This is a genomic window from Hathewaya limosa, from assembly GCF_030815255.1.
Lineage (GTDB): Bacteria > Bacillota > Clostridia > Clostridiales > Clostridiaceae > Hathewaya > Hathewaya limosa.
Map to the genome: position 1 here is coordinate 1 of NZ_JAUSWN010000010.1, position 26,209 is coordinate 26,209.

General features: G+C 27.8%; 22 protein-coding genes, 1 tRNA gene and 2 other annotated features. Of the genes, 21 read left to right on the top strand and 2 right to left on the bottom strand.

Annotation, left to right across the window (positions count from 1 at the left end; all coding sequences use genetic code 11):
• The 5 genes from QOZ93_RS06680 to QOZ93_RS06700 all read left to right on the top strand — a co-directional run.
• A partial coding sequence (locus QOZ93_RS06680) for an ABC transporter ATP-binding protein (RefSeq protein WP_307355610.1) occupies positions 1–868 on the top strand: 868 nt, incomplete at its 5' end.
• A gap of 169 nt (positions 869–1,037) precedes the next feature.
• Positions 1,038–1,280 (top strand): alpha/beta-type small acid-soluble spore protein, encoded by a 243-nt coding sequence (locus tag QOZ93_RS06685; RefSeq protein ID WP_111943626.1) that lies wholly within the window; start codon positions 1,038–1,040, stop codon positions 1,278–1,280.
• A 148-nt stretch (positions 1,281–1,428) separates the two neighbouring features.
• Positions 1,429–2,160, top strand: a complete 732-nt coding sequence (locus QOZ93_RS06690; protein ID WP_307355611.1) for a class I SAM-dependent DNA methyltransferase — start codon at positions 1,429–1,431, stop codon at positions 2,158–2,160.
• Positions 2,161–2,188: 28 nt separating this feature from the next.
• Positions 2,189–3,067: an Hsp33 family molecular chaperone HslO gene (hslO, locus tag QOZ93_RS06695; RefSeq protein ID WP_111943622.1), complete on the top strand. Its 879-nt coding sequence runs from the start codon at positions 2,189–2,191 to the stop codon at positions 3,065–3,067.
• 168 nt (positions 3,068–3,235) lie between these two features.
• Positions 3,236–3,309: transfer RNA gene (locus QOZ93_RS06700), tRNA-Cys, on the top strand.
• A 61-nt stretch (positions 3,310–3,370) separates the two neighbouring features.
• Here QOZ93_RS06700 and QOZ93_RS06705 read toward each other — a convergent pair.
• A complete protein-coding gene (locus tag QOZ93_RS06705) occupies positions 3,371–4,075 on the bottom strand; it encodes a DUF6873 family GME fold protein (RefSeq protein WP_307355612.1) in 705 nt (234 codons plus the stop codon).
• A 149-nt stretch (positions 4,076–4,224) separates the two neighbouring features.
• Here QOZ93_RS06705 and ytxC point away from each other — a divergent pair, with 149 nt between their 5' ends.
• The 16 genes from ytxC (at position 4,225) to QOZ93_RS06785 (ending at position 24,688) form a co-directional block, all read left to right on the top strand.
• On the top strand, positions 4,225–5,124 hold the full coding sequence (gene ytxC, locus QOZ93_RS06710; RefSeq protein WP_162630409.1) for a putative sporulation protein YtxC: 900 nt from the start codon (positions 4,225–4,227) through the stop codon (positions 5,122–5,124).
• Between the two features lie 57 nt (positions 5,125–5,181).
• Positions 5,182–5,435, top strand: a binding site (T-box leader).
• A gap of 50 nt (positions 5,436–5,485) precedes the next feature.
• On the top strand, positions 5,486–7,393 hold the full coding sequence (thrS, locus tag QOZ93_RS06715) for a threonine--tRNA ligase (protein ID WP_307355613.1): 1,908 nt from the start codon (positions 5,486–5,488) through the stop codon (positions 7,391–7,393).
• 220 nt (positions 7,394–7,613) lie between these two features.
• Positions 7,614–8,135: a translation initiation factor IF-3 gene (gene infC / locus QOZ93_RS06720; protein WP_307355614.1), complete on the top strand. Its 522-nt coding sequence runs from the start codon at positions 7,614–7,616 to the stop codon at positions 8,133–8,135.
• Positions 8,136–8,158: 23 nt separating this feature from the next.
• Complete coding sequence (gene rpmI / locus QOZ93_RS06725; RefSeq protein WP_111943612.1) at positions 8,159–8,356, top strand: 50S ribosomal protein L35; 198 nt, start codon at positions 8,159–8,161, stop codon at positions 8,354–8,356.
• A 25-nt stretch (positions 8,357–8,381) separates the two neighbouring features.
• Entirely contained in the window at positions 8,382–8,744 is a 363-nt protein-coding gene (gene rplT, locus QOZ93_RS06730; RefSeq protein ID WP_307355615.1) for a 50S ribosomal protein L20, read from the top strand.
• Positions 8,745–8,942: 198 nt separating this feature from the next.
• Entirely contained in the window at positions 8,943–10,310 is a 1,368-nt protein-coding gene (locus QOZ93_RS06735; protein WP_307355616.1) for a TrkH family potassium uptake protein, read from the top strand.
• 13 nt (positions 10,311–10,323) lie between these two features.
• Positions 10,324–10,983, top strand: a complete 660-nt coding sequence (locus QOZ93_RS06740; protein WP_111943606.1) for a potassium channel family protein — start codon at positions 10,324–10,326, stop codon at positions 10,981–10,983.
• A gap of 17 nt (positions 10,984–11,000) precedes the next feature.
• On the top strand, positions 11,001–11,792 hold the full coding sequence (locus QOZ93_RS06745) for a TrmH family RNA methyltransferase (RefSeq protein WP_111943604.1): 792 nt from the start codon (positions 11,001–11,003) through the stop codon (positions 11,790–11,792).
• A 54-nt stretch (positions 11,793–11,846) separates the two neighbouring features.
• Positions 11,847–12,090: a binding site (T-box leader), on the top strand.
• Between the two features lie 45 nt (positions 12,091–12,135).
• Entirely contained in the window at positions 12,136–13,155 is a 1,020-nt protein-coding gene (gene pheS / locus QOZ93_RS06750) for a phenylalanine--tRNA ligase subunit alpha (protein WP_307355618.1), read from the top strand.
• A gap of 36 nt (positions 13,156–13,191) precedes the next feature.
• Positions 13,192–15,570, top strand: coding sequence for a phenylalanine--tRNA ligase subunit beta (pheT, locus tag QOZ93_RS06755; RefSeq protein ID WP_111943600.1), 2,379 nt, complete (start codon positions 13,192–13,194; stop codon positions 15,568–15,570).
• Between the two features lie 202 nt (positions 15,571–15,772).
• The gene (locus QOZ93_RS06760) at positions 15,773–17,272 is read left to right on the top strand and encodes a cell division protein ZapA (protein WP_307355620.1); all 1,500 of its coding nucleotides are present in this window, start codon (positions 15,773–15,775) and stop codon (positions 17,270–17,272) included.
• A 108-nt stretch (positions 17,273–17,380) separates the two neighbouring features.
• Entirely contained in the window at positions 17,381–19,732 is a 2,352-nt protein-coding gene (locus QOZ93_RS06765) for a U32 family peptidase (protein WP_307355621.1), read from the top strand.
• 24 nt (positions 19,733–19,756) lie between these two features.
• Entirely contained in the window at positions 19,757–22,117 is a 2,361-nt protein-coding gene (locus tag QOZ93_RS06770) for an endonuclease MutS2 (RefSeq protein WP_307355622.1), read from the top strand.
• Positions 22,118–22,129: 12 nt separating this feature from the next.
• Positions 22,130–22,600: a 2-thiouracil desulfurase family protein gene (locus QOZ93_RS06775; RefSeq protein ID WP_307355624.1), complete on the top strand. Its 471-nt coding sequence runs from the start codon at positions 22,130–22,132 to the stop codon at positions 22,598–22,600.
• A gap of 68 nt (positions 22,601–22,668) precedes the next feature.
• Complete coding sequence (locus QOZ93_RS06780; RefSeq protein WP_307355626.1) at positions 22,669–23,691, top strand: alpha-hydroxy-acid oxidizing protein; 1,023 nt, start codon at positions 22,669–22,671, stop codon at positions 23,689–23,691.
• 151 nt (positions 23,692–23,842) lie between these two features.
• Positions 23,843–24,688 (top strand): hypothetical protein, encoded by an 846-nt coding sequence (locus tag QOZ93_RS06785; protein WP_307355627.1) that lies wholly within the window; start codon positions 23,843–23,845, stop codon positions 24,686–24,688.
• 42 nt (positions 24,689–24,730) lie between these two features.
• Here the strand turns inward: QOZ93_RS06785 and QOZ93_RS06790 are convergent, their stop codons facing one another.
• The gene (locus QOZ93_RS06790) at positions 24,731–26,191 is read right to left on the bottom strand and encodes an aminotransferase class I/II-fold pyridoxal phosphate-dependent enzyme (RefSeq protein WP_307355628.1); all 1,461 of its coding nucleotides are present in this window, start codon (positions 26,189–26,191) and stop codon (positions 24,731–24,733) included.
• Between the last annotated feature and the right edge of the window lie 18 nt (positions 26,192–26,209).

The following is a 26,209-nucleotide window of genomic DNA, read 5'->3' on the forward strand; positions in this document are numbered from 1 at the left end:
TAGTTTTACAATCAGAAAAGGTGAAACTTTAGGATTGGTTGGAGAATCTGGATGTGGTAAAACAACCTGTGGAAGAACAGTTATGGGATTGTATGGTGCAACAGATGGAGAAGTTTTATTTGATGGATTTAATGTTCATAGTTTAAATAAAAAAGAAAAAAAAGAGTTTACAAGAAAAGCTCAAATAATATTTCAAGATCCATATGCATCATTAAATCCTAGAATGACAGTAGGAGATATTATAGGTGAAGGAATAGATATTCATAATCTATATTCAGGACAAGAAAGAACAAATAAAATTTATGAACTTCTAAGTCTTGTAGGATTAAATAAGGAACATGCTTCAAGATTCCCACATGAATTCTCAGGTGGACAAAGACAAAGAATAGGAATAGCAAGGGCTTTAGCTATAGAGCCAGAATTTATAGTTTGTGATGAACCAATATCAGCATTAGATGTTTCTATTCAAGCTCAAGTAGTTAACTTACTAATTAAATTGCAACAGGATTTTGGACTAACATATTTATTTATAGCCCATGACTTATCAATGGTTAAACATATTTCAGACAGAGTAGGGGTTATGTATGTTGGAAAAATGGTAGAACTTGCAGCTAGCAGTACATTGTATGAAGACCCATTACATCCATATACAAAAGCATTGTTATCAGCAATACCAGTTCCAGACCCTGATACAGAAAAGAAAAAGAATAGAATCAAATTAGAAGGTGAAGTTCCAAGTCCAATAAATCCTAAACCGGGATGTAGATTTGCAGGAAGATGTAAGTATGCAATGAAAGAATGTTTCGAGGTAACTCCAGAATTTAAGGAAGTTAAAAAAGATCATTTTGTAGCTTGTCATTTATATTAATTATAAATTAAGCACATTTAATGAATTGTTAAGGAATTATTTATTTAATACTTAACAATTCATTATTTATTTATGGCGAATAAAAAGTTAGTTCACAAAAGGTTATTAAGTATAAAAAGCTCCTTTCTAGTTAAAAATATAAATAAACACGAAACTAGGAGGGAGCAAAATGGGAAAAACACCACTTAAAAAAGTAATTAAAGCAAAACTAAAAGCACAGAAAGAATTAAGTGGAATGGAATTACTAAGAGAAAAAATGAAGTATGAAATAGCAGAAGAATTAGGGTTGAAAGATAAAGTTGATAAAGAGGGTTGGGCATCATTAACAGCTGAAGAAACAGGACGTATAGGAGGAATAATGACGAAAAAGAAAAGGAAATTAAAGTTACCTAAAAATGAGGATATACTTTAGGCTATTTACTTATAGTAAATAGCCTTTTAAATTTATATTAAAGTTAGAGGATAAGTTAAATAAATTATTTTATAATTTTAAGACTTGATATTTATAGTATAATTTATATAGAATATATTTATATAAAAATTTAAGGGAGTAGTTTATAATGGATAGTTATAGAGATTTATCATCTGTTTATGATGAACTTATAAATGAAGATGTAAATTATGAAGAATGGGCTAAATTTATTTTAGATAAATGTGATAAATATGAAGTATATAAAGATACATATTTAGATTTAGCTTGTGGGACTGGTAATTTGACTCAATTTGTAAGTCAAGATTTTAAAAAAACTTGGGCTGTGGATCTTTCGCCATATATGTTAAGTAAAGCTGAAGAAAAGTTAAGAGGAAAAAGAATTAAGTTTATTTGTCAAGATATTACACAATTGAATTTAAAGGATAAGTTTAATTTAGTAACTTGCTGTCTTGATGGTACAAACTATATTTTAGATTCAAAAGATATTTTAAAATTCTTTAAAAATGTGTATAATCATTTAAATGAAGATGGAATTTTTATATTTGATATAAATTCATATTATAAGCTTAAAGAAATATTAGGAAATAATATATTTAACTATGATGATGGTGAAATTGTTTACATATGGGAAAATGTTTATGAAGATAATATTGTAAATATGTATTTAACCTTTTTTATTAAAGATGGTGAAATGTATAATAGATTTGATGAAAGTCATAGAGAAAAAGCTTATACAAATGAAGAAATAGAAGGATTACTTTTAGAAGCTGGTTTTAAATTAAAAGAAAAGCTAGATAGTTATTCAAACTTAAAGGCTAGTGAAACTAGTGAAAGAATTGTGTTTATTGCACAAAAATAATTTGAAATTTTATAGGAGGTAAATATAAATGAGTGATAAATTAGTTAGAGGTACTGCGCATAATGGGGATATTAGAGTAATAGGGGCTATAACTACAGAACTTGTTAATGAGGCAGTGAAAATACATGGTACAACACCTACAGCTTCTGCGGCTTTAGGAAGACTTCTTACTGCAGGGTCTTTAATGGGGGCTATGTTAAAATCTGATAAAGATAAGTTAACATTAAAAATTGATGGTGGCGGAGAAGCTATGGGAGTAGTAGTAAATTCTTATGCAGATGCATCAGTTAAAGGATACATAGGTAATCCATTAGTGGATTTATCACCAAATGCTAAGGGAAAATTAGATGTTGGTGGTGCAATAGGCAAAGAAGGTGAATTATTAGTTATAAGGGATATGGGATTAAAAGAACCTTATGTTGGAAGAGTGCCTATTTACACAGGAGAGATTGGTGATGATATTGCATATTACTATACGGTATCAGAACAAGTACCTTCAGCAGTAGCAGTAGGCGTATTGGTAGATAAGGATTTAACAATTAAGGCAGCTGGTGGATTTATTATTCAAATGATGCCAGGAGCTGATGATATGTTAGCAGATATATTAACATATAGATTAGAGGAAATAGCACCTATAACAACACTTATAGCATCAGGAAAAGGGATAGATGAAATTCTACAGTACATATTTGAAGATATGGATCTTAAATTACTTCAATCAACTACACCTAAATATAATTGCGATTGTTCAAGAGAGAGAGTAGAAAGAGCATTGATTAGCATTGGAAAAGATGAATTATCTAAAATAGCAGAAGATAATAAAACAGAAGAAATAAGATGTCAATTCTGTGGAAAGAAATATTCTTTTACTCCAGAAGATGTTAATAAAATCTTAAAAGAAATTTAAATTAAAAATATATAAAAAACATGAACAAATTTAAGGGGTTTTTAATATATTATTATTAAGATATTGAAAACCCCTTAGTAATACTTATTAAAGTTAACACATAAAAGAAAAGTTAAGATATTGACACTTAAAAATACATTATGTATTATGTAAATATAAAAAATGCATGGCGCTATAGCCAAGTGGTAAGGCAGAGGTCTGCAAAACCTTTATCCCCAGTTCAAATCTGGGTGGCGCCTCCAAAGAACTTGTGAAAAAATTACAAGTTCTTTTATTTATGTTGTGAGACTTAAAATATAAATTTTATATAAAATTACATAAAATACTTCCTCTGTCTATAAGTTTTCCATTTCTTAAATATAAAGGTTCAACTTTATTTTCTTTTAAAAAGTTTAAAACTTCTTTTCCATATTTATAATAAGATAAATCACCATAAAAGGCTAAAACATTCTTTTCAATAAGTCCTGAACATCCTCCTATAAATCCATAGTCTAATCCTTCTAAAATAATATCACCTGGTGGTAATAATAGTACATTAAAGTTATTTGCTGTTAGATGTTTTGCTATATTAGTATCACTTGTTATAATTGAATTTTCATTTACTATACAAGTAGAACATTTAGTATATCCCTGTTTTACATTAATTAGTTTTTTATAATTATTTAACTTTAAAAGTATAGGATCAGTATAGATTAGGTTATGAATGAAATAATTTTTAAATGAAACAGCATTTAGAAAAATGTCATTAGGATATTTAGAGTCTAGTGAATAAGAACTTAAAGTTACATTAAAACTATTATTTTTAAGCAAAGTTATAAAATCTTTAGGTATATCTTTATGGACAATTATAGAATTCTTATCTTGTATATGTAAGAGTATATCAGGATGACCTTTAATTGCATTGTACAATTTATTACAAGAAGGAACCTTTATAATTTTATAATTTAAATTTTTTAAAATATTAAATTCTTCAATAGCTATTCTATTGTCTACAAACAAAGTTTTCATTTTCTTTCTCCTATTGATATTACTTACTTTAGATTATATTACGGAGTATTTACAAGTACAAGTATATATAGAAGTTGTCGATATTTGATGAACAAAAATTGAATACTGTTTTTGTTAAAACACATACTATGATTAAAGGAGTGAGAGCTATGTTATTACTGACAATAATATATGATAATAGTATGGAAGATTTTATTGATGAAATAAACGAAATAAAAAACTTATTTAAAGTAAAAGATATTCAATTGGGAATAAGTGAAGATTTAGAAAATGATACCCATATAATTAAAGTTTATTCTGCAGAGGAAAAGTGTGATAGCTCATTACAAAACACCTTTAATCTTTATATGAGTATGAGTTTATATAATATTATGGTTAAGAAATTTTATAATGAAAAATTAAAAAATTTTATAATAGATAAATATTTTTTCTTTAAAGATTCCGAAGTGAATTATTTAGTAAAAAAAGTCTATGAAACTCTAAATTCAGATAAAATAATTATGGAAAAAAATGGACTATATTTTATAAATAAAAAAAATGATATATTACAAGAGATAATAAATTGTATTAAAGAAGTTAATGAATTTAATGTAAATGGATTTATTAGATTTAGAACTACAAATATGGAAAAAAGTTTTTTTGAAATAACTGAAGAAGTTGTACAAAATTATATTAGTGAAAAGGAATATAAGGAGTTTATAAAATTATTAAAATATTTTGTTCAACTACAAGAAAGTAAAATAGATGAAGTTAATATTATTATAGGGGATAAAGGAAAATATTATATAAAAAATAAACAAGGAAAAGATATATTTAATGAACTTGTCAATGATTTAGAGGAAACTTCTTTTAGCGGAACAGTAAGTATAGAGGATATAATTATAAGCGGTTTAATAACAAATGTTCCTAAAAGAATAGTTATTCATAATTATGATAAATGTTCATATAATGAATTTATAAACACAATTAAAGATGTTTTCCTAGAAAGAGTAGCTTTTTGTACAGGATGTCCTTTTTGTAAAAAAAATAAAGATAGCATAAAACTATAAAACACTCTTGATATAAAAATATTTTTATGATAAACTAATTTTTATAAAATAAATATGTTAAATACAATGAAAAGGAAGAGTAAATAAATTACTATTCTCAGAGAGGAAGAATCTTTGGCTGAAAATTCTTCTGGATAAGTTTTATTGAAAACCACCTTGGAGTATGATATTGAAATTAAAGTAGATATTTACGTTTTTCAGCGTTAATGATAAATGAGATAATAGAAAAGTATAATAAAAGTAATTTTATATACTTTTATTAAAGTGTTTTTCTATTAAATTGGGTGGAATCACGACAACTCGTCCCATGTGTTTGGGATGAGTTTTTTTATATTCAAAATTAAATAAGGAGGATAAAAAAATGATTAAAGTAACTTTAAAAGATGGAAAAATAATTGAGGTTGAAAAAGGAACAAAAATTAGTGATGTAGCAATGAAAATAAGTCCAGCTTTGTATAAAAAAGCATTAGGTGCTTATTTAAATGGAGAAAAAGCAGATTTAATGCATGAAATAAATGAAGATAGTCAGTTAGAAATTTTAACTTTTGCTGATGAGGATGGACAAAAGACATTAAGACACACAGCTTCTCATATTTTAGCTCAAGCTGTAAAGAGATTATACCCAGAAGTTAAGCTTGCAATAGGACCAGCAATTGATAATGGATTCTATTATGATTTTGATGCTGATTTTTCATTTACTCCAGAAATATTAGAAAAAATAGAAAAAGAAATGGAGAAAATAGTTAAGGAAGATATAAAAATTGAAAGATTTGAACTTCCAAGAGAAGAAGCTATTGCATTAATGAAAGAAAAGAATGAAGATTATAAAGTTGAATTAATAGAAGACTTACCAGAAGATGAAGTTATTTCTTTTTATAAACAAGATGAATTTACTGATTTATGTGCAGGTCCTCATGTACCAAGTACAAAAATCGTTAAAGCTGTTAAACTTCTTTCAATAGCTGGTGCTTATTGGAGAGGCGATGAGAAGAATAAGATGCTTCAAAGAATATATGGTACAGCTTTTACTAAAAAAAGTGAGTTAGAAGCATACCTAAACTTATTAGAAGAAGCTAAAAAAAGAGATCATAGAAAATTAGGTAAAGAATTAGAGTTATTTGGAATGCTTGAAGAAGGTCCAGGATTCCCATTTTTCTATCCAAAGGGAATGGTTGTTAGAAATACTTTAGAAGAATTTTGGAGAGAAATGCATACTAAAGCTGGATATCAAGAAATAAAAACTCCAATAATATTAAATGAAGCTTTATGGCATAGATCAGGTCACTGGGATCACTATCAAGATAATATGTATTTTACAAAAATAGATAATGAAGATTATGCTATAAAACCGATGAATTGTCCAGGTGGAATTTTAGTTTATAAGAGTGGACTACACTCATATAAAGAGTTCCCATTAAGACTTGCAGAACTTGGTTTAGTTCATAGACATGAATTATCTGGTGCATTACATGGATTAATGAGAGTTAGATGTTTTACACAAGATGACGCACATATATTTATGACAAGAGATCAAATAAGAGAAGAAATTATAGGAGTTATGCAACTTGTAGATAAGTTCTATAATGTATTTGGATTTGAATATTTTGTTGAAGTATCAACAAGACCAGAAGATTCTATGGGAAGCGATGAAGATTGGGAAATAGCTACTCAAAGTTTAAGAGATGCTTTAGAAAGTATAGGAAAAGAATATAAGATCAATGAAGGTGATGGAGCATTCTATGGTCCTAAGATCGATATTCATCTTAAAGATTGCTTAGGAAGAACATGGCAATGTGCTACAATTCAGCTTGATTTCCAAATGCCAGAAAGATTTGATTTAACTTATATCGGAGCTGATGGTGAAAAACATAGACCAGTTATGGTTCATAGAGTTATATTTGGAAGTATTGAAAGATTTATAGGAATTTTAATAGAACACTATGCAGGAGCATTCCCAACATGGCTTGCACCAGTACAAGTTAAGATAATGAATATAACAGATGCTCAAAGTGATTATGCTAAAGAAATATACGATAGATTAAAATCTGAAGATATAAGAGTTGAACTAGATCTAAGAAATGAAAAAATTGGTTATAAAATTAGAGAAGCTCAATTAGCTAAAGTTCCTTATATGATTGTTTTAGGTAACAAAGAGATGGAAGAAAATAAAGTTGCTATAAGAAGTAGAAAAGAAGGCGATTTAGGAACTTTTGAAATAGAAGAATTTATTGCAAAGATTAAAGAAGAAATAAAAATAAAAGCAAAATAAATTTCTTGACAAAACAGATTCTTAGATATATAATATTTTTGTTGTTAAAATTAAATATAAATGAGGGTTAAAGAAGAAATTGTCGTTTCTCACCTAACAGCAATGCTAGTTAGGTTATAGTTTAAAAGAAATTTATTGTATAGGTTACTTGTATATAAAGAGACGGCATTTTACCGTCTCTTATTTTTATATAGAATTAATTTTTTTAGTGCCGTAGGAGGTGTCTAATATCAGTAAAAAAGAAGTGCTTTTAAACGAAGAAATAAAAGAAAAAGAAGTTAGAGTTGTTGCTGATGGTGGAGAGCAATTAGGAATAATGTCTTCACAGGAAGCTCTAAAAATTGCAGAAGAAAGAGAAGTAGATTTAGTTCTAATGTCTCCTGGTGCAAATCCACCAGTATGCAAAATAATGGATTATGGAAAGTTTGTTTACGAACAGGCTAAAAAAAATAAAGAAGCTAAGAAAAAACAAAAGGTTATTAATATTAAAGAGGTTAGACTTAGCCCAACAATAGAAGAACATGATATTTCAATAAAAGCTAACAATGCTAGAAAATTTTTACTAGATGGAAATAAAGTAAAAGTAACTGTTAGATTTAGGGGCAGAGAAGCAGACTATTCCCATATAGGACAAAAGATTCTTGATAAGTTCTATGAAAAGGTTGAAGAAGTTTGTGTAATTGAAAAACATGCTAAATTAGAAGGAAGAAACATGATTTTAATTATAGCTCCTAAAAAATAAAAAATGATAAGGAGGAACTTATTATGCCAAAAATGAAAACTCATAGAGGTGCTGCAAAGAGATTTAAGAAAACTGGAACTGGAAAGCTTAAGAGAGCTAAAGCTTACAAGGGACATTTATTAACATCTAAATCATCAAAAACTAAGAGAAACTTAAGAAAATCAACTTTAGTTTCTGATAGTCAAGAAAAAGTAATGAAGAAATTATTACCATATCTATAATTCGAATACTTAAGGAGGTAGTGAAATGGCAAGAGTTAAAAAGGCTGTAAATGCTCGTAAAAAACATAAAAAAGTATTAAAACTTGCAAAAGGTTATTATGGTTCAAGAAGTAAATTATTCAGAACAGCTAATGCTACAGTAATAAGAGCTTTAAATAATGCATTCATAGGAAGAAAGTTAAAGAAGAGAGATTTTAGAAAACTTTGGATAGCTAGAATAAATGCTGCTACAAGAATAAATGGTATGTCTTATTCTAGATTTATGAATGGAATAAAATTAGCTGGTATAGATATAAACAGAAAAATGCTTTCTGAAATAGCTATAAATGATCCAAAAGCTTTTGCTGAATTAGTAGAAGTTGCAAAAAAACAATTAGAATCTAAATAATAAATGCTTTAATGCAGCTGCGGCTGCATTTTTTTATTTCAATAAAATTATTTCAATATTTTTTAATCACATAATTGAAAATTAACATTGAAGTGATATACTATATTTATATTTTAATTAAATAAATTTTTCTAAGTAACAAATAATATAACTAAAGGAGTTGTAAAGGAAATAAACTGTTGGAGGTTTTAAGGAAATATGACTTTAAAGGGGAACGATATCAAATCAAGCAGTCCTAGCAGAAAACTAAGGCCAGCACAAATACTTGCTTTGGGATTTGCATGTGTTATATTAATAGGAGCAATTTTATTATCATTACCTATTTCATCAGCTAAAGGTGAAAGTACTAGTTTTATAGATTGTATTTTCACATCTACATCTGCAGTGTGTGTTACAGGATTAGTAACTAAGGATACTGGAACTTATTGGAGCACTTTTGGAAAAACGGTTATAATAACTTTAATTCAAATAGGTGGATTAGGATTTATGTCTTTTACCACTTTAGTATTTTTATTGTTAGGAAAAAAGATAACTTTAAAAGAGAGAATGGTTATGCAAGAGGCGATGAATTTTTTCTCTCTACAAGGATTGGTTAAGTTATCAAAATATGTACTATTATTTACCTTTTCTATTGAAGGAATAGGTGCACTTATATTATCTACTCAATTTATTCCACAGTTTGGAGTATTAAAAGGTATTTGTTATAGTTTATTTCATTCAATTTCAGGGTTTTGTAATGCTGGATTTGATCTCATAGGTAATTTTAGTAGTTTAACTTCGTATTCTAGTAATTCAGTAGTTATATTAACTATTTCTTTTTTAATAGTTACTGGAGGATTAGGATTCTTTGTTTGGAGTGAATTATATAATACTCATAAGAAAAGGAAATTTTCACTTCATACAAAGATTGCTATAGCAACCACAGCTATATTACTTATCGGAGGAACAATATTATTTTTTATATTTGAAATGAATAATCCTAATACCATGCAAAATATGAGTTTTAAAGATAAACTTTTAAATTCATTCTTTGCATCTGTATCACCTAGAACGGCGGGATTTAATTCTGTATCTACATCTGGAATGACTTTATCTAGTAAAATTTTGACTATAGTACTTATGTTTATAGGTGGTTCTCCAGGATCTACTGCTGGGGGAATTAAAACTACAACTATGGCTGTATTAATTTTTACTATATTATCACTTATTAAAGGAAGAGAAGATACAGAAATATGTAATAAGAGACTTTGTAAAGAAATAGTATATAAAGCTATAGTTATATTTATAATTAGTCTTATGTTAATAACAATAGTGACATTAGTATTATCATTTACTGATCCAGGATTTACATTAGAACAAATTTTATATGAAGTAGTATCAGCTTTTGGTACAGTTGGGGTAACTTTAGGAATTACTACTAAATTAAGTGCTTTGGGTAAAATAATAATTGCTATTTCTATGTATTTTGGTAGAGTTGGTCCACTTACTATAGTTCTTGCTTTAACAAATAAAGGTGGAAATAGAGTAAATATAAAATATCCAGAAGAGAAAATATTAGTAGGATAAAAGAGGTGTGATTATGAGTAAAAAACAATATGTTGTAATAGGACTTGGGAGATTTGGAACTTCTATAGCAGAAACATTATATAGTTTAGGAAATGATGTTTTAGTTATAGATATTGATGAAGAGAGAATACAAAATATAGCTAATAATGTAACTCATGCAATTCAGGCGGATGCTACAGATGAATTGTCATTAAGAGAAGTTGGTGTTAGAAATTTTGATGTAGCAATAGTTAGTATTGGGGCAGATATTCAAGCTAGTATTATGGCTACAATTTTATTAAAGGAATTAGGAATAAAACTTGTTGTTACAAAAGCTAATAATGCTATGCATGCTAAAGTTTTGAAAAAGTTAGGTGCGGATAAGGTTGTTTTCCCAGAAAAAGATATGGGAATAAGAGTAGCACATGGATTAGTATTTTCTAATATACTTGAGTATATTGAATTATCTCCAGACTATAGTTTAGCAGAATTTTTAACTCCAAGCGGATGGCATGGAAAAACTCTTAAAGAATTGAATGTAAGAAGTAATTATGGCATAAATGTAATGGCAATTAAGAGAGAGGATGGAGTAGATGTTTCTCCTCTAGCTAATGAAGTTATTAGAGAAGGAGATATTATAGTAGCTATTGGAAGCATAGAGGAATTAAATAAACTTGAAAATAATATAAAGTAATTAAGGAGTTATTTTAAGTGAATTTAGAATATATTCAAAGTAAAAACAATCCTTTAATAAAAGAATTAAAAAAATTAAAAGAAAAAAAATACAGAGAAGAAAAAAATCAATTTATTGTAGAAGGTCTTAGATTTACTGAGGAGGCGCTTAAATCATCATTTTCTATAGAATGTGTAGTTATAAATGAAGAATTCCTTCAAAGAGAGGAAAACGTTCTTTTTATAAATCAAATATCAAGCGATATAAGAGTATGTTCATTAAGTAAGGAAAGTTTTAAAGTTGTATGTGGAACAGAAAATTCTCAAGGAATTTTAGCCGTAGTAAATAATAAAATACTTAATACAGAAAAGAAAAATGGATTTTATATATTTGTTGACAGGGTACAAGATCCAGGAAACTTAGGAACTATAATTAGAACAGCACATGCATCAGGTGCTTTAGGAGTTATTTTAAGAAAAGGTACAGTTGATCTATATAATGAAAAAACTTTAAGATCTACCATGGGATCTATTTTTAAGGTACCCGTTGTTATGGATAAAGATTTAAGTTGTATATTAAGTCTTAAGGAAAAAGGTTTTAAGGTTATAAGTTCTTTTCTTCATACGGATAAAGATTTTTACGATTTAGATTTAAAAGAAAATGTTATAATAGTTGTAGGAAATGAAGGAAATGGTATTAGTGATGAGATCATAGAACTTAGTGATACATTAGTTAAATTACCTATGCCTGGGGATGCGGAATCTTTAAATGCATCTATAGCAGCTGCAATTATGATGTATGAAATTGTTCGACAGAATAGATTTAAATAATACTTGAAAACTTACTTTAAAACATTTATAATAAGTAGTAAAAGTTAAAAAATAAAAAAAGCAATGAAAGAGAGAGTAAACTATAGATACTTAAAGGGAGAGTATATCATAGACTGAAAGTATACTTAAGATAATCTTATGTTGAAGTTCACTCTGGAGCTCCAATGATGAAGTAACAGTAGTTATTGGCGGGATATTTCCGTTAGATATGTTAAGATAGTTTTATAAAATTTGTATTAATTTTATACTAATTTATAAAATTAATTAGGGTGGTACCGCGAGAAAGTTCGTCCCTTTGTGGATGGGCTTTATTTTTTTATAATTTTTTAAAAGGAGGATTAAGATGAAGGAAAAATTAGAATTAATAAAAAAGAGTGCTTTAGAGGAAATTGAAAAGGTTTCATCTAAAGAGAATTTAGAGAATATAAGAGTTAAGTTCTTAGGAAAAAAAGGAGAACTTACTCAAATATTAAGAGGAATGGGTGCATTATCTGCTGAAGAAAGACCAATAGTAGGTAAAGTTGCAAATGAAATAAGACAGGATATAGAAGGTAAAATAGAAATAGCTGTAAAAGCAATTAAAGAAAAAGAAAAGGAAGCTAAATTAAAAAATGAGGTTATAGATATTTCTATGCCAGGAGTTAAATGTAGCGTAGGAAAGAGACATCCACTAGAATTAACTTTAGAAAAAATTAAAAATATATTTATTTCTATGGGATTTTCAATAGAAGAAGGCCCAGAAGTTGAATATGATCACTATAATTTTGAGGCATTAAATATTCCTAAAGATCACCCAGCAAGAGGAGAACAAGATACTTTTTATATTAATGATAATATGGTATTAAGAACTCAAACATCTCCAGTACAAGTAAGAACAATGGAAAAACAAAAACCACCAATTAAAATGATATCTCCAGGTAAAGTTTATCGTTCTGACTCTGTAGATGCTACACATTCACCTATTTTCTACCAAGTAGAAGGATTGGTTGTAGATAAAAATATCACTTTTGCAGATTTAAAAGGAACATTAGAGTTATTTACTAAAAAGATGTTTGGTGACAAAATGGAAACTAAATTTAGACCACATCATTTCCCATTTACAGAGCCATCAGCAGAAATGGATGCTACATGTTTTGTATGTAAAGGAGAAGGATGTAGAGTATGTAAAGGTAGTGGATGGATAGAGTTATTAGGTTGTGGTATGGTTCATCCAGATGTTTTAAGAAATTGTGGTATAGATCCAGAAGTATATAGTGGATTTGCATTTGGTTTTGGACTTGATAGAATGGTTATGCTTGATTATGGCATAGATGATATTAGATTATTATATGAAAGTGATATGAGATTCTTAAATCAATTCTAATCTAAGTTAAAATTAAAATTTTTAGGAGGTTTAGTAATGAAAGTACCTTATAATTGGTTAAAAGATTATGTTAATATAGATATTTCACCAAAGGAGCTAGGTGATAGATTAACGCTAAGTGGTTCTAAAGTGGAAGAGGTTATTATTACAGGAGCAGAAATAGAAAATATAGTTACTTGTAAAATAGAACAAATAGAAAAACATCCAGAGGCAGATAGATTATCTATTTGTTCAGTTAATATAGGAAAAGAAGAAAATATTCAAATAGTAACTGCAGCTACAAATATGAAAGAAAATGATATAGTACCTGTAGCACTACATGGTGCAACTCTTTTTGATGGAACAAAAATTAAAAAGGGGAAATTAAGAGGTATCGTATCTAACGGAATGTTCTGTTCAGAGGAAGAAATAGGAGTGGCAGACGGAAAAGTTATAGAAGGCTTAATGATAATGCCAGAAGATACTCCAATAGGAAAAGATATTAAAGAGGTACTAGGTCTTGAAAGTGCTGTAATTGATTTCGAAATAACTTCTAATAGACCAGATTGTATGAGTGTACTTGGTATAGCTAGAGAAACAGCTGCCACTTTAGGCACAAGCTATAAAATGCCAGAGTTAACTTATACAGAAGATTCATCTTCAAATATACATAATGAGTTAAAAGTAGAAGTTAAAGATTCATTATGCAAAAGATATATGACAAAAGCTATTAAAAATGTAAAAATTGAACCATCGCCAAAATGGTTGCAAGATAGATTAATTGAATATGGAATAAAGCCAAAGAATAACATAGTAGATATAACGAACTTTGTTATGGTTGAATTAGGTCAACCAATGCATGCTTTTGATAGAAGAGAAATTAAAAATAATTTACTATGTATTGAAAGAGCATCAGAAGGAGAGAAGTTCACAACATTAGATGAGGTTGAAAGAACATTAGATGAAAATACTCTTTGCATAAAAGATGGAGATAGAACTGTTGCAATAGCAGGGGTTATGGGTGGACTAAATTCTGAAGTTAAAGATGATACAACAGAAATAATTTTAGAATGTGCAAGTTTTAATCCAGTTTCTATTAGAAAAACATCTGCAAAATTAGGATTAAGAACAGAGGCTTCTACAAAATTTGAAAAAGAATTAGATCCTAATAATGTGGAAACTGCAATGAATAGAGCTTGCAATTTAATAGAATCATTGGGTATTGGAAAAGTAGTAGAAGGAACAATTGATATATATAATGAAAAGAGAGAACCTCATACTTTAACAGTAGATTCTAAGTGGATAAATAAATTCTTAGGTATAGATATATCTAAAGAAGAAATGAAAAAAGTATTAGATAGTCTAGATTTAAATACTGAAGTAAAAGAAGATGATTTAGTTATATCGGTACCTACATTTAGATGTGATATGAACATAAAAGAAGATGTTGCAGAAGAAGTTGCAAGAATTTATGGATATAATAAGATACCAACTACAATTCCACATTGTGAAACACTTAAAGGTGGAAAATCAGAAAAACAATTATTAGAAGAAAAAGTAGTAGATACGTTAATTTCTTGTGGATTAAATCAATCTATTAGCTATTCATTTATAAGTCCTAAGGTTTTCGATAAATTACTTATAGCGGAAGATAGTTCATTAAGAAATGTTGTTAAAATAAAAAATCCTTTAGGAGAAGATTTCAGTGTAATGAGAACTACTTCTGTTGGATCTATGATGGATTCATTAGGAAGAAACTATGTAAGAAGTAATAGCTTTGCTAGATTATTTGAAATGGGTAAAGTTTACATTAAAAATGAAGATGAAAATAAAATACCAACTGAAAAAAATGTAGTTACTATTGGGATGTATGGTAATGTAGATTATTTAAACCTAAAAGGAATAGTAGAAGAATTATTAGAAACTTTAGGTGTTAAAAAAGTAAGTTTCAGAAGGGAAACAGAAAACAAATCTTTCCATCCTGGAAAAACTGCAGCATTATATATTAAAAATCAATATGTTGGTGTAGTAGGAGAGATTCATCCAGATGTTTGTGATAATTATGAAGTAGAAGATAGATGTTATATTGCAGAATTAGACTTAGATGTAATATTTAAAAATGCTAATATAGAAAAGAAATATATGCCACTTCCTAAGTATCCTGCAGTTACTAGAGATATAGCTATTTTAGTTGATGATGAAATTTTAGTACAAGAAATAGAAGAAACTATAGTTAAAGCTGGTGGAAATATTTTAGAAAGTATAGAGTTATTTGATGTGTATAAGGGTAAACAAATACCAGATGGTAAAAAGAGTGTAGCATATGCATTAATTTATAGAGTACCTGAAAAAACTTTAAAAGATGAAGAAGTTAATAAAGTTCACAATAAAATTTTAAGAGCTTTGGAACATAAGTTAGGTGCTGAATTAAGATAGTATAACTAAATAATAATTTTTAAGATGTAAGTTAAGGAGGAAAATCTCTAGGTTTATATATAAATTATAAGCTTAACTTACATCTTTGCTTTATAATTAAGGTTAATTTTAGATTAAATAGAATAAAACTCTTAAAGGGAGTTTAATAAGTGGAAATTTTATGTTAAAATATATCATAATAAGTGATATATGAGGTGTTTCTATGAACATTGTAATGGTAAAAATTAATGACTTAGAATACTCTTTAAAAGGTGTAGAGGAACCTGAATATATATCTAGTTTAGCTCAATATGTAAATGAAAAGGTTAAAAGTATAAAAAACAACAATCCTAAATTAGGAACTAGTGAGTTAGCTATTTTGTCTGCAGTAAATATAGTGGACGAACTTTTTAAACTTAACATAGACTATAAAAATCAGCAGCAACAACTAGAATCTATGGATGGTGAACTAAAAATAACCTTGGAAAAATACAATGAAGCTATAAAGAAAAATATGAAGGTTATTGAAGAGAGTACACAATTTAAAGAAGAATTAAAGAAATTAGAACAGGATTCGATAGAAGAAAATAAAAAATATAAAGAACAAATTGTTATATTAACAAATAAGTTGGAAGAAATAAATGATCAAGAAGAACAAAAAGTTAAAAAGTTAAAAAATGAACATCTAGAAGAAAAGAAAGCATTACAAAAGAAACTAGATGATTTACGTATTAATTTAGAAAATCAATGTAAAAATCTTCAGGCTAAGTTAAAAAATCAAGAAGATAAATATAGTAAGGAACAAATTGAGTTACAGGTTACAGTAAATTCTTTGAAACAGAATAATCATAAGGAATTATCAGAGCATAAGGAAATAATTAGACAACTTAAAGAACAGAATAGTAAAGATAAGATTCAATATACCAATGAAATTAATGAGTTAAAGGAAAAGCATAATAAAGAAATTACAAAATGCAAAGAAGAATTAACAGTATTACAACAACATTATAATAGTACAATTGAAAATAACAAAAAGAATATTAAAAATTTAGAAGAAAAATATAAAGAGATAATTTCTAAAAATGAAATTGAAATTAATATTTTAAAAGAAAATCGTAATAATCAGCTTGAAAACTATAAAAAAGAAATGAAAGTTCTTCAAGATAAAAATAATAATGAAGTTCAACAGTATTTAAATAAAATTTCACTTTTAGAACAAAAATATAGTACAGAAATAGAAGAGTATAAGAAGCAAATAGAGGAATTAGAGGACAAGTTAAATATTCAAGATACAGAGAATAATAAAAATATAGAGAAACATAAGGAAGAAATAAGTCTTTTAAAAGAAGGACATACTGAGGAAATGAAAGTATACAAAGATAAGCTTGATAATTTAGAACAGACGTATGAAAAAGAAAAAGATTCTTTTAAAGATGAAATACAATCCTTAAAGATTAAGAGTATAGAAGAAGAACAAAGTAAAGAAGAGATAAGAAAGTTAAAAGATAAACTTATAAAATTAAAAGAACAAAATAATTTCTTAGAGGAAAAAGGAAAACTATATATAAAGGAAATAAAAGCTCTTAGAAATCATAATAAAGAGACTAAATTTGATTTACAAACATATAAATATAAAGTTTTAGATTTAGAGAATAGGTTGCAAGAAAATCAAATTTTTCTTGCTAAAGAAAGATTAAAGAAAGAACCTTTAAGAAAAAAATAAAATATAAAAAATAAAAGTACAGCTTGGTCTGTACTTTTATTTTAGTACTTTGACATTTAGTGTATAATAAGAAGAGTTAATATTTTTATAAGTAGGAGAGAAATAAATATGAAGAAAATTGAATTATTAGCCCCGGCTGGAACTATGGAAAGTTTAAAGGCTGCAGTTCAAAGTGGTGCGGATGCCATATATTTAGGGGGTAGTAAGTTTTCTGCTAGAGCATATGCTACAAATTTTGATGATGATACCATGAAAGAGGCAATAGAATACTGTCATTTTTATGGGGTAAAGGTATATGTAACTATTAATACACTTTTAAAGGAAGAAGAACTTTTTGAAGCTTTAGAATATGCTAACCTTTTAAATAATATAGGAGTAGATGCTGTAATTATTCAAGATTTAGGATTAGCCAAATTGATAAAACAGCATATAAAAGATTTAGAAATTCATGCATCGACCCAAATGACTGTACATAATGGAGAGGGTGCATTATATTTAAAAAGTAAAGGTTTTGAAAGAATAGTTCTATCAAGAGAGCTTTCTTTAGAAGAAATAAAGTACATATCTAAAGATTTAAATATAGAAACTGAAATATTTATACATGGTGCATTGTGTATTTCTTATTCAGGACAATGTTTAATGAGTAGTATTATTGGTGGAAGAAGTGGAAATAGGGGAAGATGTGCACAACCTTGTAGATTACCATATAAGCTTATAAATAAGAAAAACAATGAAGAAAAACAAGGTTATATTATGAGCCCTAAGGATATATGTACTCTAGACAATATAGATAAAATTATAGAAAGTGGAACTTCTTCTTTGAAAATAGAGGGAAGAATGAAAAGACCGGAATATGTTGCAGGAGTAGTGAAGGCATATAGAAAAGCTATTGATAGTTATTATGAAAATAGAAAAATAGATTTAAAAGAAGATAAAAATATTGTAACTCAGTTATTTAATAGAGAAGGATTTTCAAAGGCATATTTTTTTGGAAATACGGGAAAAGATATGATGGCATATAATTTTCCTAAAAATACAGGGGTGTGTCTAGGTGAAGTTAATAAAGATAAAAGTATTACTTTAAAAGACAATCTTAGAATCAAAGATGGAGTTAGAATCAAAGATGAAGGGTTTATTGTAAATTCAATTTTAATTAATGGTAAAGAGGTACAAAATGCTTCAAAAGGAGATAAAGTTATAATTAAACCTTTAAAGTATAAAAAGGGTGATGTATTGTATAAAACATCGGACAATGATCTTCTAGAAAATCTAAGTTCGTATTATAAAGAAATTTATAGAAAATATGATCTAGATTTAAAGGTTAGATTTAAGGTTGGTGAGCCAATACAGATAAAGAGTTACTTCTATGATAAAGTTTTTGAAGTTGAAGGTGAAATAGTTCAAAAAGCTTTAAATAAACCTTTAGATAAAGAAAAAATTATTAAAAATCTTAGTAAATCAGGAAATACAAGATTCAATATAAATAAGGTCGAATTGCCATTTTTTGAGGAAGGATTTATGCCTGTATCTAGTTTGAATAATGTTAGAAGAGAATTACTAGATCAAATATTTTCTTATATAGAAGAAAGAAATAATGGAGTTAAAGATAATAAATTAAATTTAAAAGTAATTACAAATGAAAAAGTAGAGATAAACTCAATGCCTAAAACTTTAATATGTGTTAATACGGATGAGCAGTTAAAAGCTACTTTAGAAAGTGATATTGAATATATTGCTGTAAATCCATTTATAAAGAAAAATAATCTAGATATAAATAATATAAAAAATAAGAAAGTTTATTTGAAAGTACCTAATATAGTAAAAGATAAAGAGTGGAAATATGTATGTAATATAATAGATAAGTATATAGAGGATATTGAAGGAATTCTAACATCTAACTTAGGGATTATAGGAACATATAAAAATAGAACTAAAATATTAGTTGATTATAAGATTAATTTATTTAATTCTTATGCCTATGAATTTTTAAATGATGTCGAAGGAATATATATAAGTCCGGAACTAAATAAAAAGGATCTAAGAAAAACTTTAGATTCTATAGGTAAAAATAATAATTTAGGAATTTTAATTTATGGAAGATATGAACTTATGATAAGTGAATATTGTCCTATTGGGGCTTTTTATGGTAATAAAACAGAAAAAAAATCTTGTAACAATAGTTGTTTAAATGGAGAATACTATTTAAAGGATAGAATGGGAGAAGAATTTTTAATTATTACCGATAAATTCTGTAGAAGTTATGTTTTAAATAGTTCTATTACAAATTTAATATCTCAAAACGATGAACTTAAAAGTATGGGTATAAAGAATTATAGAATAGATTTTACAGATGAAAGTTATGAGATATGCAAGAGAGTTTTAGATGTTTTACAAGGTAATTCAAAAGAGATACCTGAACTTAAGTTTACTAAAGGTCACTATAAAAGAGGAGTGGAATAAACAATTATAAGAAGGTGAAAAGTTATGAATGAAAAAGGTTTAAGAGTTTTAGAATTTCTAAAGGTAAAAGAAGATATAAGAAAGTATATTCATACAGGGGCAGGAGCACAAATATTAGATGATTTAATTCCGTATGATAATATACACGAAGTTAGGGAACATTTAGAAGAAACAGATGAAGCTATAAGATTACTTATGAAAAAAGGTAATCCACCTATGGAAGGATTATTTGATATTAGAAGTGATATTGAAAGAGCAAGTAAAGGTGGAACACTAAGAACTGATGCATTGATTAAAATTGCTAATATGCTAAGAAGTTCAAGAAATTTTATGGAATATGTAAGCCATAAAGAAGAAGAAGAGGATTATAAGGTTTTAGAAGATATAGCATATTCTATAATACCTTTAAAAAGAATAGAAGATAAAATTTTTAATGCAATAGTTAATGAAGATGAACTAAGCGATAGAGCTAGTGAAAAATTATATAAGATTAGAAGAGCATTAAAAGAGAAAAATAATTCTGTAAAAGATAGAGTTAGTTCTATGGTTAGACAATATTCTAACTACCTGCAAGAGAGTCTTTATACTATAAGAGGAGATAGATATGTAATACCTGTTAAGTCTGAATATAAAGGTCAAGTTCAAGGATTAGTACATGACCAAAGTTCTACAGGAGCAACATTATTCATAGAACCTATGGGTCTTGTAAGTTTAAACAATGATATAAAAGAATTAAAGTTAAAAGAAAAAGCTGAGATAGATAGAATATTAGAAGAATTATCAAGAGAAATTTTTAATAATATAAAAGCAGTAAAAAACGATGCAAGTATTATGTGGGAATTAGATTTTATATTTGGTAAAGCTAAGTATGCATCTAGTATTAATGCTATTAAGCCAGTAGTAAATGAAGAAGGAATAATAGATATTATACAAGGAAGACATCCTTTAATTAATAAAGATGAAGTAGTGGCAAATGATATTTATTTAGGAAAAGATTTTACATCATTAATAATTACGGGACCTAACACAGGTGGTAAAACTGTTACTATTAAGACACTTGGTATCTTAGAAATTATGGCTTTAAGTGGACTTTTAATTCCTGCAAAGGAACAATCCATAGTAGGTTTCTTTAAAGAAATATACGCAGATATAGGAGATGAACAAAGTATAGAACAAAGTTTATCTACTTTCTCATCTCATATGACCAATATTGTAAAAATAATCGGAAGTGCGGATGAAAATTCTTTAGTTTTATTTGATGAGTTAGGTGCAGGAACAGATCCCACAGAGGGAGCGGCATTAGCGGTTTCTATTTTAGAAGAACTTAGAAAAAGAAAATGTAAGATTTTGGCTACAACCCACTATAGTGAAATTAAGGCATATGCATTAAAAACAGTTGGTGTTGAAAATGCCTCAGTTGAATTTGATGTGGAAACATTAAGGCCAACATATAAACTTTTAATTGGTGTGCCAGGTAAATCTAATGCATTTGAAATTTCTCATAGATTAGGGTTGCCAAAATATATTATAGATTTTGCTAGAAATAACATTTCAGAAGATAACTTGGAATTCGAAAGTTTAATTCAGAGTCTTCAAGAAAAAAATATTTTAGCAGAAAAATATGCTAGAGAAAGAGAAATCTTAAAAGAAGAAGTTAGACACTTAAAAGATAAGTATGAAGAAAAATTATTTAAACTTGAAAATACAAGGGAAAAAGTATTGCAGGAAGCTAAAGTAGAAGCTAAGAGGGTTGTAAAAGAAGCAAAATTAGAGGTTGATGGTGTATTAAAGGAAGTAAGAAAATTAGAGCAATCTGATAATTTTAAAGATGCTAGAAGAAAGTTAGAAGAGGAAAGAAATAAGGTTAAAAATAAATTACAGAATTTAGATGAATTAGTAAAAGAGGAAAAACAAGAAGGAGACTTGTCTGATGTAGAAATAGGGCAAGAGGTTATTCTTATAAGATTAAATCAAAAGGTAACTGTATTATCAAAGCCTGACAAAAAAGGAGAGGTACAAGTTCAAGCAGGTATAATGAAAATAAATGTTAAACTAAAGGAACTTAAATCTGTAGATGAAAGATTACTTAAAAAAGAGAAAAAACAGATAACAAAACGAGAAGTTAAGCTTAGAATGAGTACAGTTTCTAGTTCAGTAGATTTAAGAGGAATGGATTCTCAGGAGGCCATATATACCGTAGATAAGTATTTAGATGATGCTTATGTTGGTGGATTAGGTGAAGTTTCCATTATACATGGAAAAGGTACAGGAATTTTAAGAAAGTCCGTACAGGATTTATTAAAAAGACATCCACATGTAAAAAGTTATAGATTAGGTGAATATGGAGAAGGCGGAACAGGAGTTACTGTAGCAATTTTAAAATAAAGGGGAATTTTAATGATTTTAATAAGTGCTTGTTTATGCGGAATTAATTGTAAATATAATGGAGAAAATAATTTAAATGAGAATATCTTAGAACTTATAAAAAATGGGAAAGCAATTCCGGTTTGTCCAGAACAATTAGGAGGTTTATGTACTCCTAGAGTGGAAAGTGAAATTAAAAATGGAACAGGAAAAGAAGTTTTATATAGAACTGCTCAGGTAGTAGATAAAGATGGAAATGATGTAACAGAGAATTTTATAAGAGGTGCCAATGAAGCTTTAAAGATAGCCAAAAGTGTCAATGCAAAAATAGCTATTTTAAAATCAAATAGTCCTTCTTGTGGATTTGGAAAGATTTATGATGGAAGCTTTAAGGGTAATAAGATAGATGGAAATGGAGTTACTACGGCCTTACTACTTGAAAATGATATAAAAGTTTTTACAGAACATGATGTAGAAAAGTTTTTACTAGATATTAAAAGGTAACATTAACTAATAATGTTATAATAAAAGGAGATATTATGATACCATATTAAAATTATGGAGGGTTTTAAATGAATTATAAAGAAGTTTTAAGTAATGCAAGGGAAAATCTAAATGGAAGTTGCAAAGTTTGTAAAGTTTGTAATGGAGTAGCTTGTGAGGGTGAAGTTCCAGGAATGGGTGGACTTGGAACAGCAGCTTCGTTTAAAGAAAATGTTAAGAGTCTTGAAAATATAAAATTAAATATGAGAACTATACATGATGTCAAAGATCCTAATATGGAAGTTAAACTATTTGGAAGAAATATGAGTTTGCCTGTATTTGCAGCACCAGTATCAGGAACTACATTAAATATGGGTGGAAAGTTTAAAGAAGAGGAATATATTTCTTGGGTAATAGATGGCTGTCTACAATCTGGAATATATCCCATGGTTGGTGATACAGCGGTAGATTCATTTTTAATTACTAATTTAGAAGAATTGAAGAAACGAGAAGGAAGAGGTATTGCATTTATAAAACCTTGGGAAAATAGCAATGTCATAAAAAAAATAAAGATGGCTGAAGCTACAGGGATTTTTGCAGTAGGTATGGATATTGATGCTTGCGGACTTATTACTTTAGCATTGCATGGAAAACCTGTGATGCCTAAAACAGTGGAAGAAATAAGGGAAATTGTTAATAGCACTAAATTACCCTTCATTATTAAAGGAATAATGACACCAGATGAAGCAAAACTTGCTGTAAAAGCTGGGGCTAAGGCCATAGTGGTGTCAAATCATGGGGGAAGAGTTCTAGACCATACTCCTGGAGTGGCAGAGGTTCTTCCTGATATAGTCAAAGCCGTTAAAGGTAAGATTACAATATTAGCTGATGGGGGAATTAGAACTGGTGTTGATATATTAAAGATGATAGCACTAGGAGCTGATGCTGTATTAATAGGCAGACCTTTTGTAGGAGCATCTTTTGGAAATGAAGTAGAGGGAGTAAAAACTTATATAGAAAAATTAAAAAATGAGTTAAAATCTGCTATGATTCTTACTGGGTGTAAAAATATAGATGATATAGATGAAAGAATAATCTATAATAAAAAATAATTTATATAATAAATTGAGCGCTAACCTGGCGCTCAATTTTAATAATTAAGAAAATTTTAAAAATACTCTAAAATTCTTTAAAAATATTCTAAATTCTAGTATAATAAATTATAAAAAATAGGTAAAAGATCTTTATAGTAGGAGGAATGACATGGGATTTTATCAAGAGGTTTCTAAAGGGCTTCAAAAGGATTTAAAGCAATATATTAAATTTAATGAAAAAGCAAGAATGTCTTTTCCAATGGAAATTGAACAAACTGAATATAGAGAAATTGTTTTTAGTAAAAAGTTTTTATCTAGACTTTCAGGTGAAGTAATAGGTAATTTATTTTTAGATAAGCAATATAACCCCGTTACAGATAAAGAAATATTAAAAAGATTAGCTAGAATTTCATATTTTGGAGAAATACTATTTGATGAAGAAAGTAATATTTCCTTACATAGGGCATTTAAATTAGAAGGGGATTTAAAGAAAGAAGAAGAGCAATATACGGCTATAAAGAAAGGCTTATCAATTCTGCAAAAGGAAAAAGTTATTAAGGATGATGAAAAACTAAGAATACAAGAAATTATTGATAGGTTTTACAGTTTAAGAAAAAAAAATAATGAAACTATGAAAAGTGTAGTTGAAAAATCTAAAGAAATTATGAAAAACTATGAATTTCTAAGTGAAAGATTGATAGATGAGTTGTATTATGGATATGTACAAGTATTAAGTGAGAACTTTGATAAAATAAAATTCTTGAAGCAAGGTGAAGATGTATTCTATGATATTTTAGATAAGTTAAAGAAGGGTAAGAAAAAAATAAAAGTGAGATTAAGTGCAGAGAATAAGAATTATCTTAGCAAATTAGAGTATAGTTTAAATTATTATATAAAACTTTTAAGTACATATGAGTCAGTTATGCATATGAGTAGAACGCAATATGAAAAAGAATTAAAAAACATTGAGAAAAAAAATATAAATGAAAGATTTAAAACTATAAGAAATATTTAATGATTAAAAGGCTGTATTTGGATTTCCAAAACAGCCTTTGTTTTATTTGATAACTTTTATATTATTAACGTCAGGATCTTCAGTACCTTGTACATATAATCCTACTTTTTTTAATTCAAATACATAATCCACAATTTCCTTAGTTATGATTTCACCAGGACAAAGAATAGGAATTCCAGGTGGATATGCCATTAAAAATTCAGAACTTATCCTTCCTATGCTATCTTTAATTGAAACTGATTCAGATAAGTTATTAAAAGCTTCTCTTGGTTTTAGTATTTGTTTAGGTATAGAAGGAATATCTAAAAAGTCATGTTTTTTATTACCTTTACCATAGTATTCCACACTAATTTCTTTTAAAGCATTAATTAGTTTATCCATTCCTTCTCTAGTATCCCCAAATGAACCAACAGCAAGTGCATTATAAAGATCAGATAATTCCATCTGAATATGATATTTATCAGCTAAAATCATATCTAATTCATATCCTGTAATTCCAAGCTCTCTACAACTAATTGTAATTTTAGTAGGATCGAAACCATAAGCTCCCGGTTTATTTAATATTTCTTTACCAAAACAATAAAAACCAGGTATCTTGTTAATTTCTTCTCTAACATAATTACTTAATTCAATAGTTTTGTCTAAAAGTTCCTTGCCATGAAGAGCAATTTGTCTTCTAGAACAATCTAAAGAGGCCATTAATATATAAGAAGGTGATGTAGTCTGAAGTAAACTTAGAACCTGTTGTACTCTAGCTACATTAATCCTTTTAGATCTAACTTGTAGTAAAGATGCTTGAGTTAAGGCTCCAATTATTTTATGTGTAGATTGTGCACACATATCTGCACCAGCTTCCATGGCGCTAATTGGAAGTTTATCATTAAATTTTAAGTGGGGTCCATGTGCTTCATCAACAATAAGAGGAAGATCATAACTATGAACGATTTCAGCAATTTTTTCGATATCATTAGAAACTCCATAGTAGGTCGGATTTACAATTAAAACTGCTTTTGCATCAGAATGTTCTTCTAAGGTTTTCTTTACAGTTTCAGGTGTAATACCATGAGCTATTCCAAGAGTTTTATCTAATTCAGGTTGCATATAAACAGGAATAGCTCCACTTAAAATTATTCCTGCGGTTACTGATTTATGTATATTTCTAGGAATTATTATTTTATCGCCATCACTTACAACAGACATTACCATAGCTTGTATAGCACCTGATGTTCCATGAATAGAAAAAAATGCTGTATCTGCTCCATAAGCATCGGCAGCTAATTGTTGAGCTTTTTTTATTGGACCTGTAGGATGATGTAAGCTATCAACAAGTTTAAATACTGTAACATCAATTTTAAAAGGATTTTCACCCATAAAGTTTCTAAATTCTTCATCCATTCCTAACCCTTTTTTATGACCAGGTACATGGAAAGGAAGAGTATCTCTATTAACATATTCTTTTAAAGCATCAAATAATGGAGTTTCGTTTTGATCGAATTTATACAATAATAGCACCCACTTTCA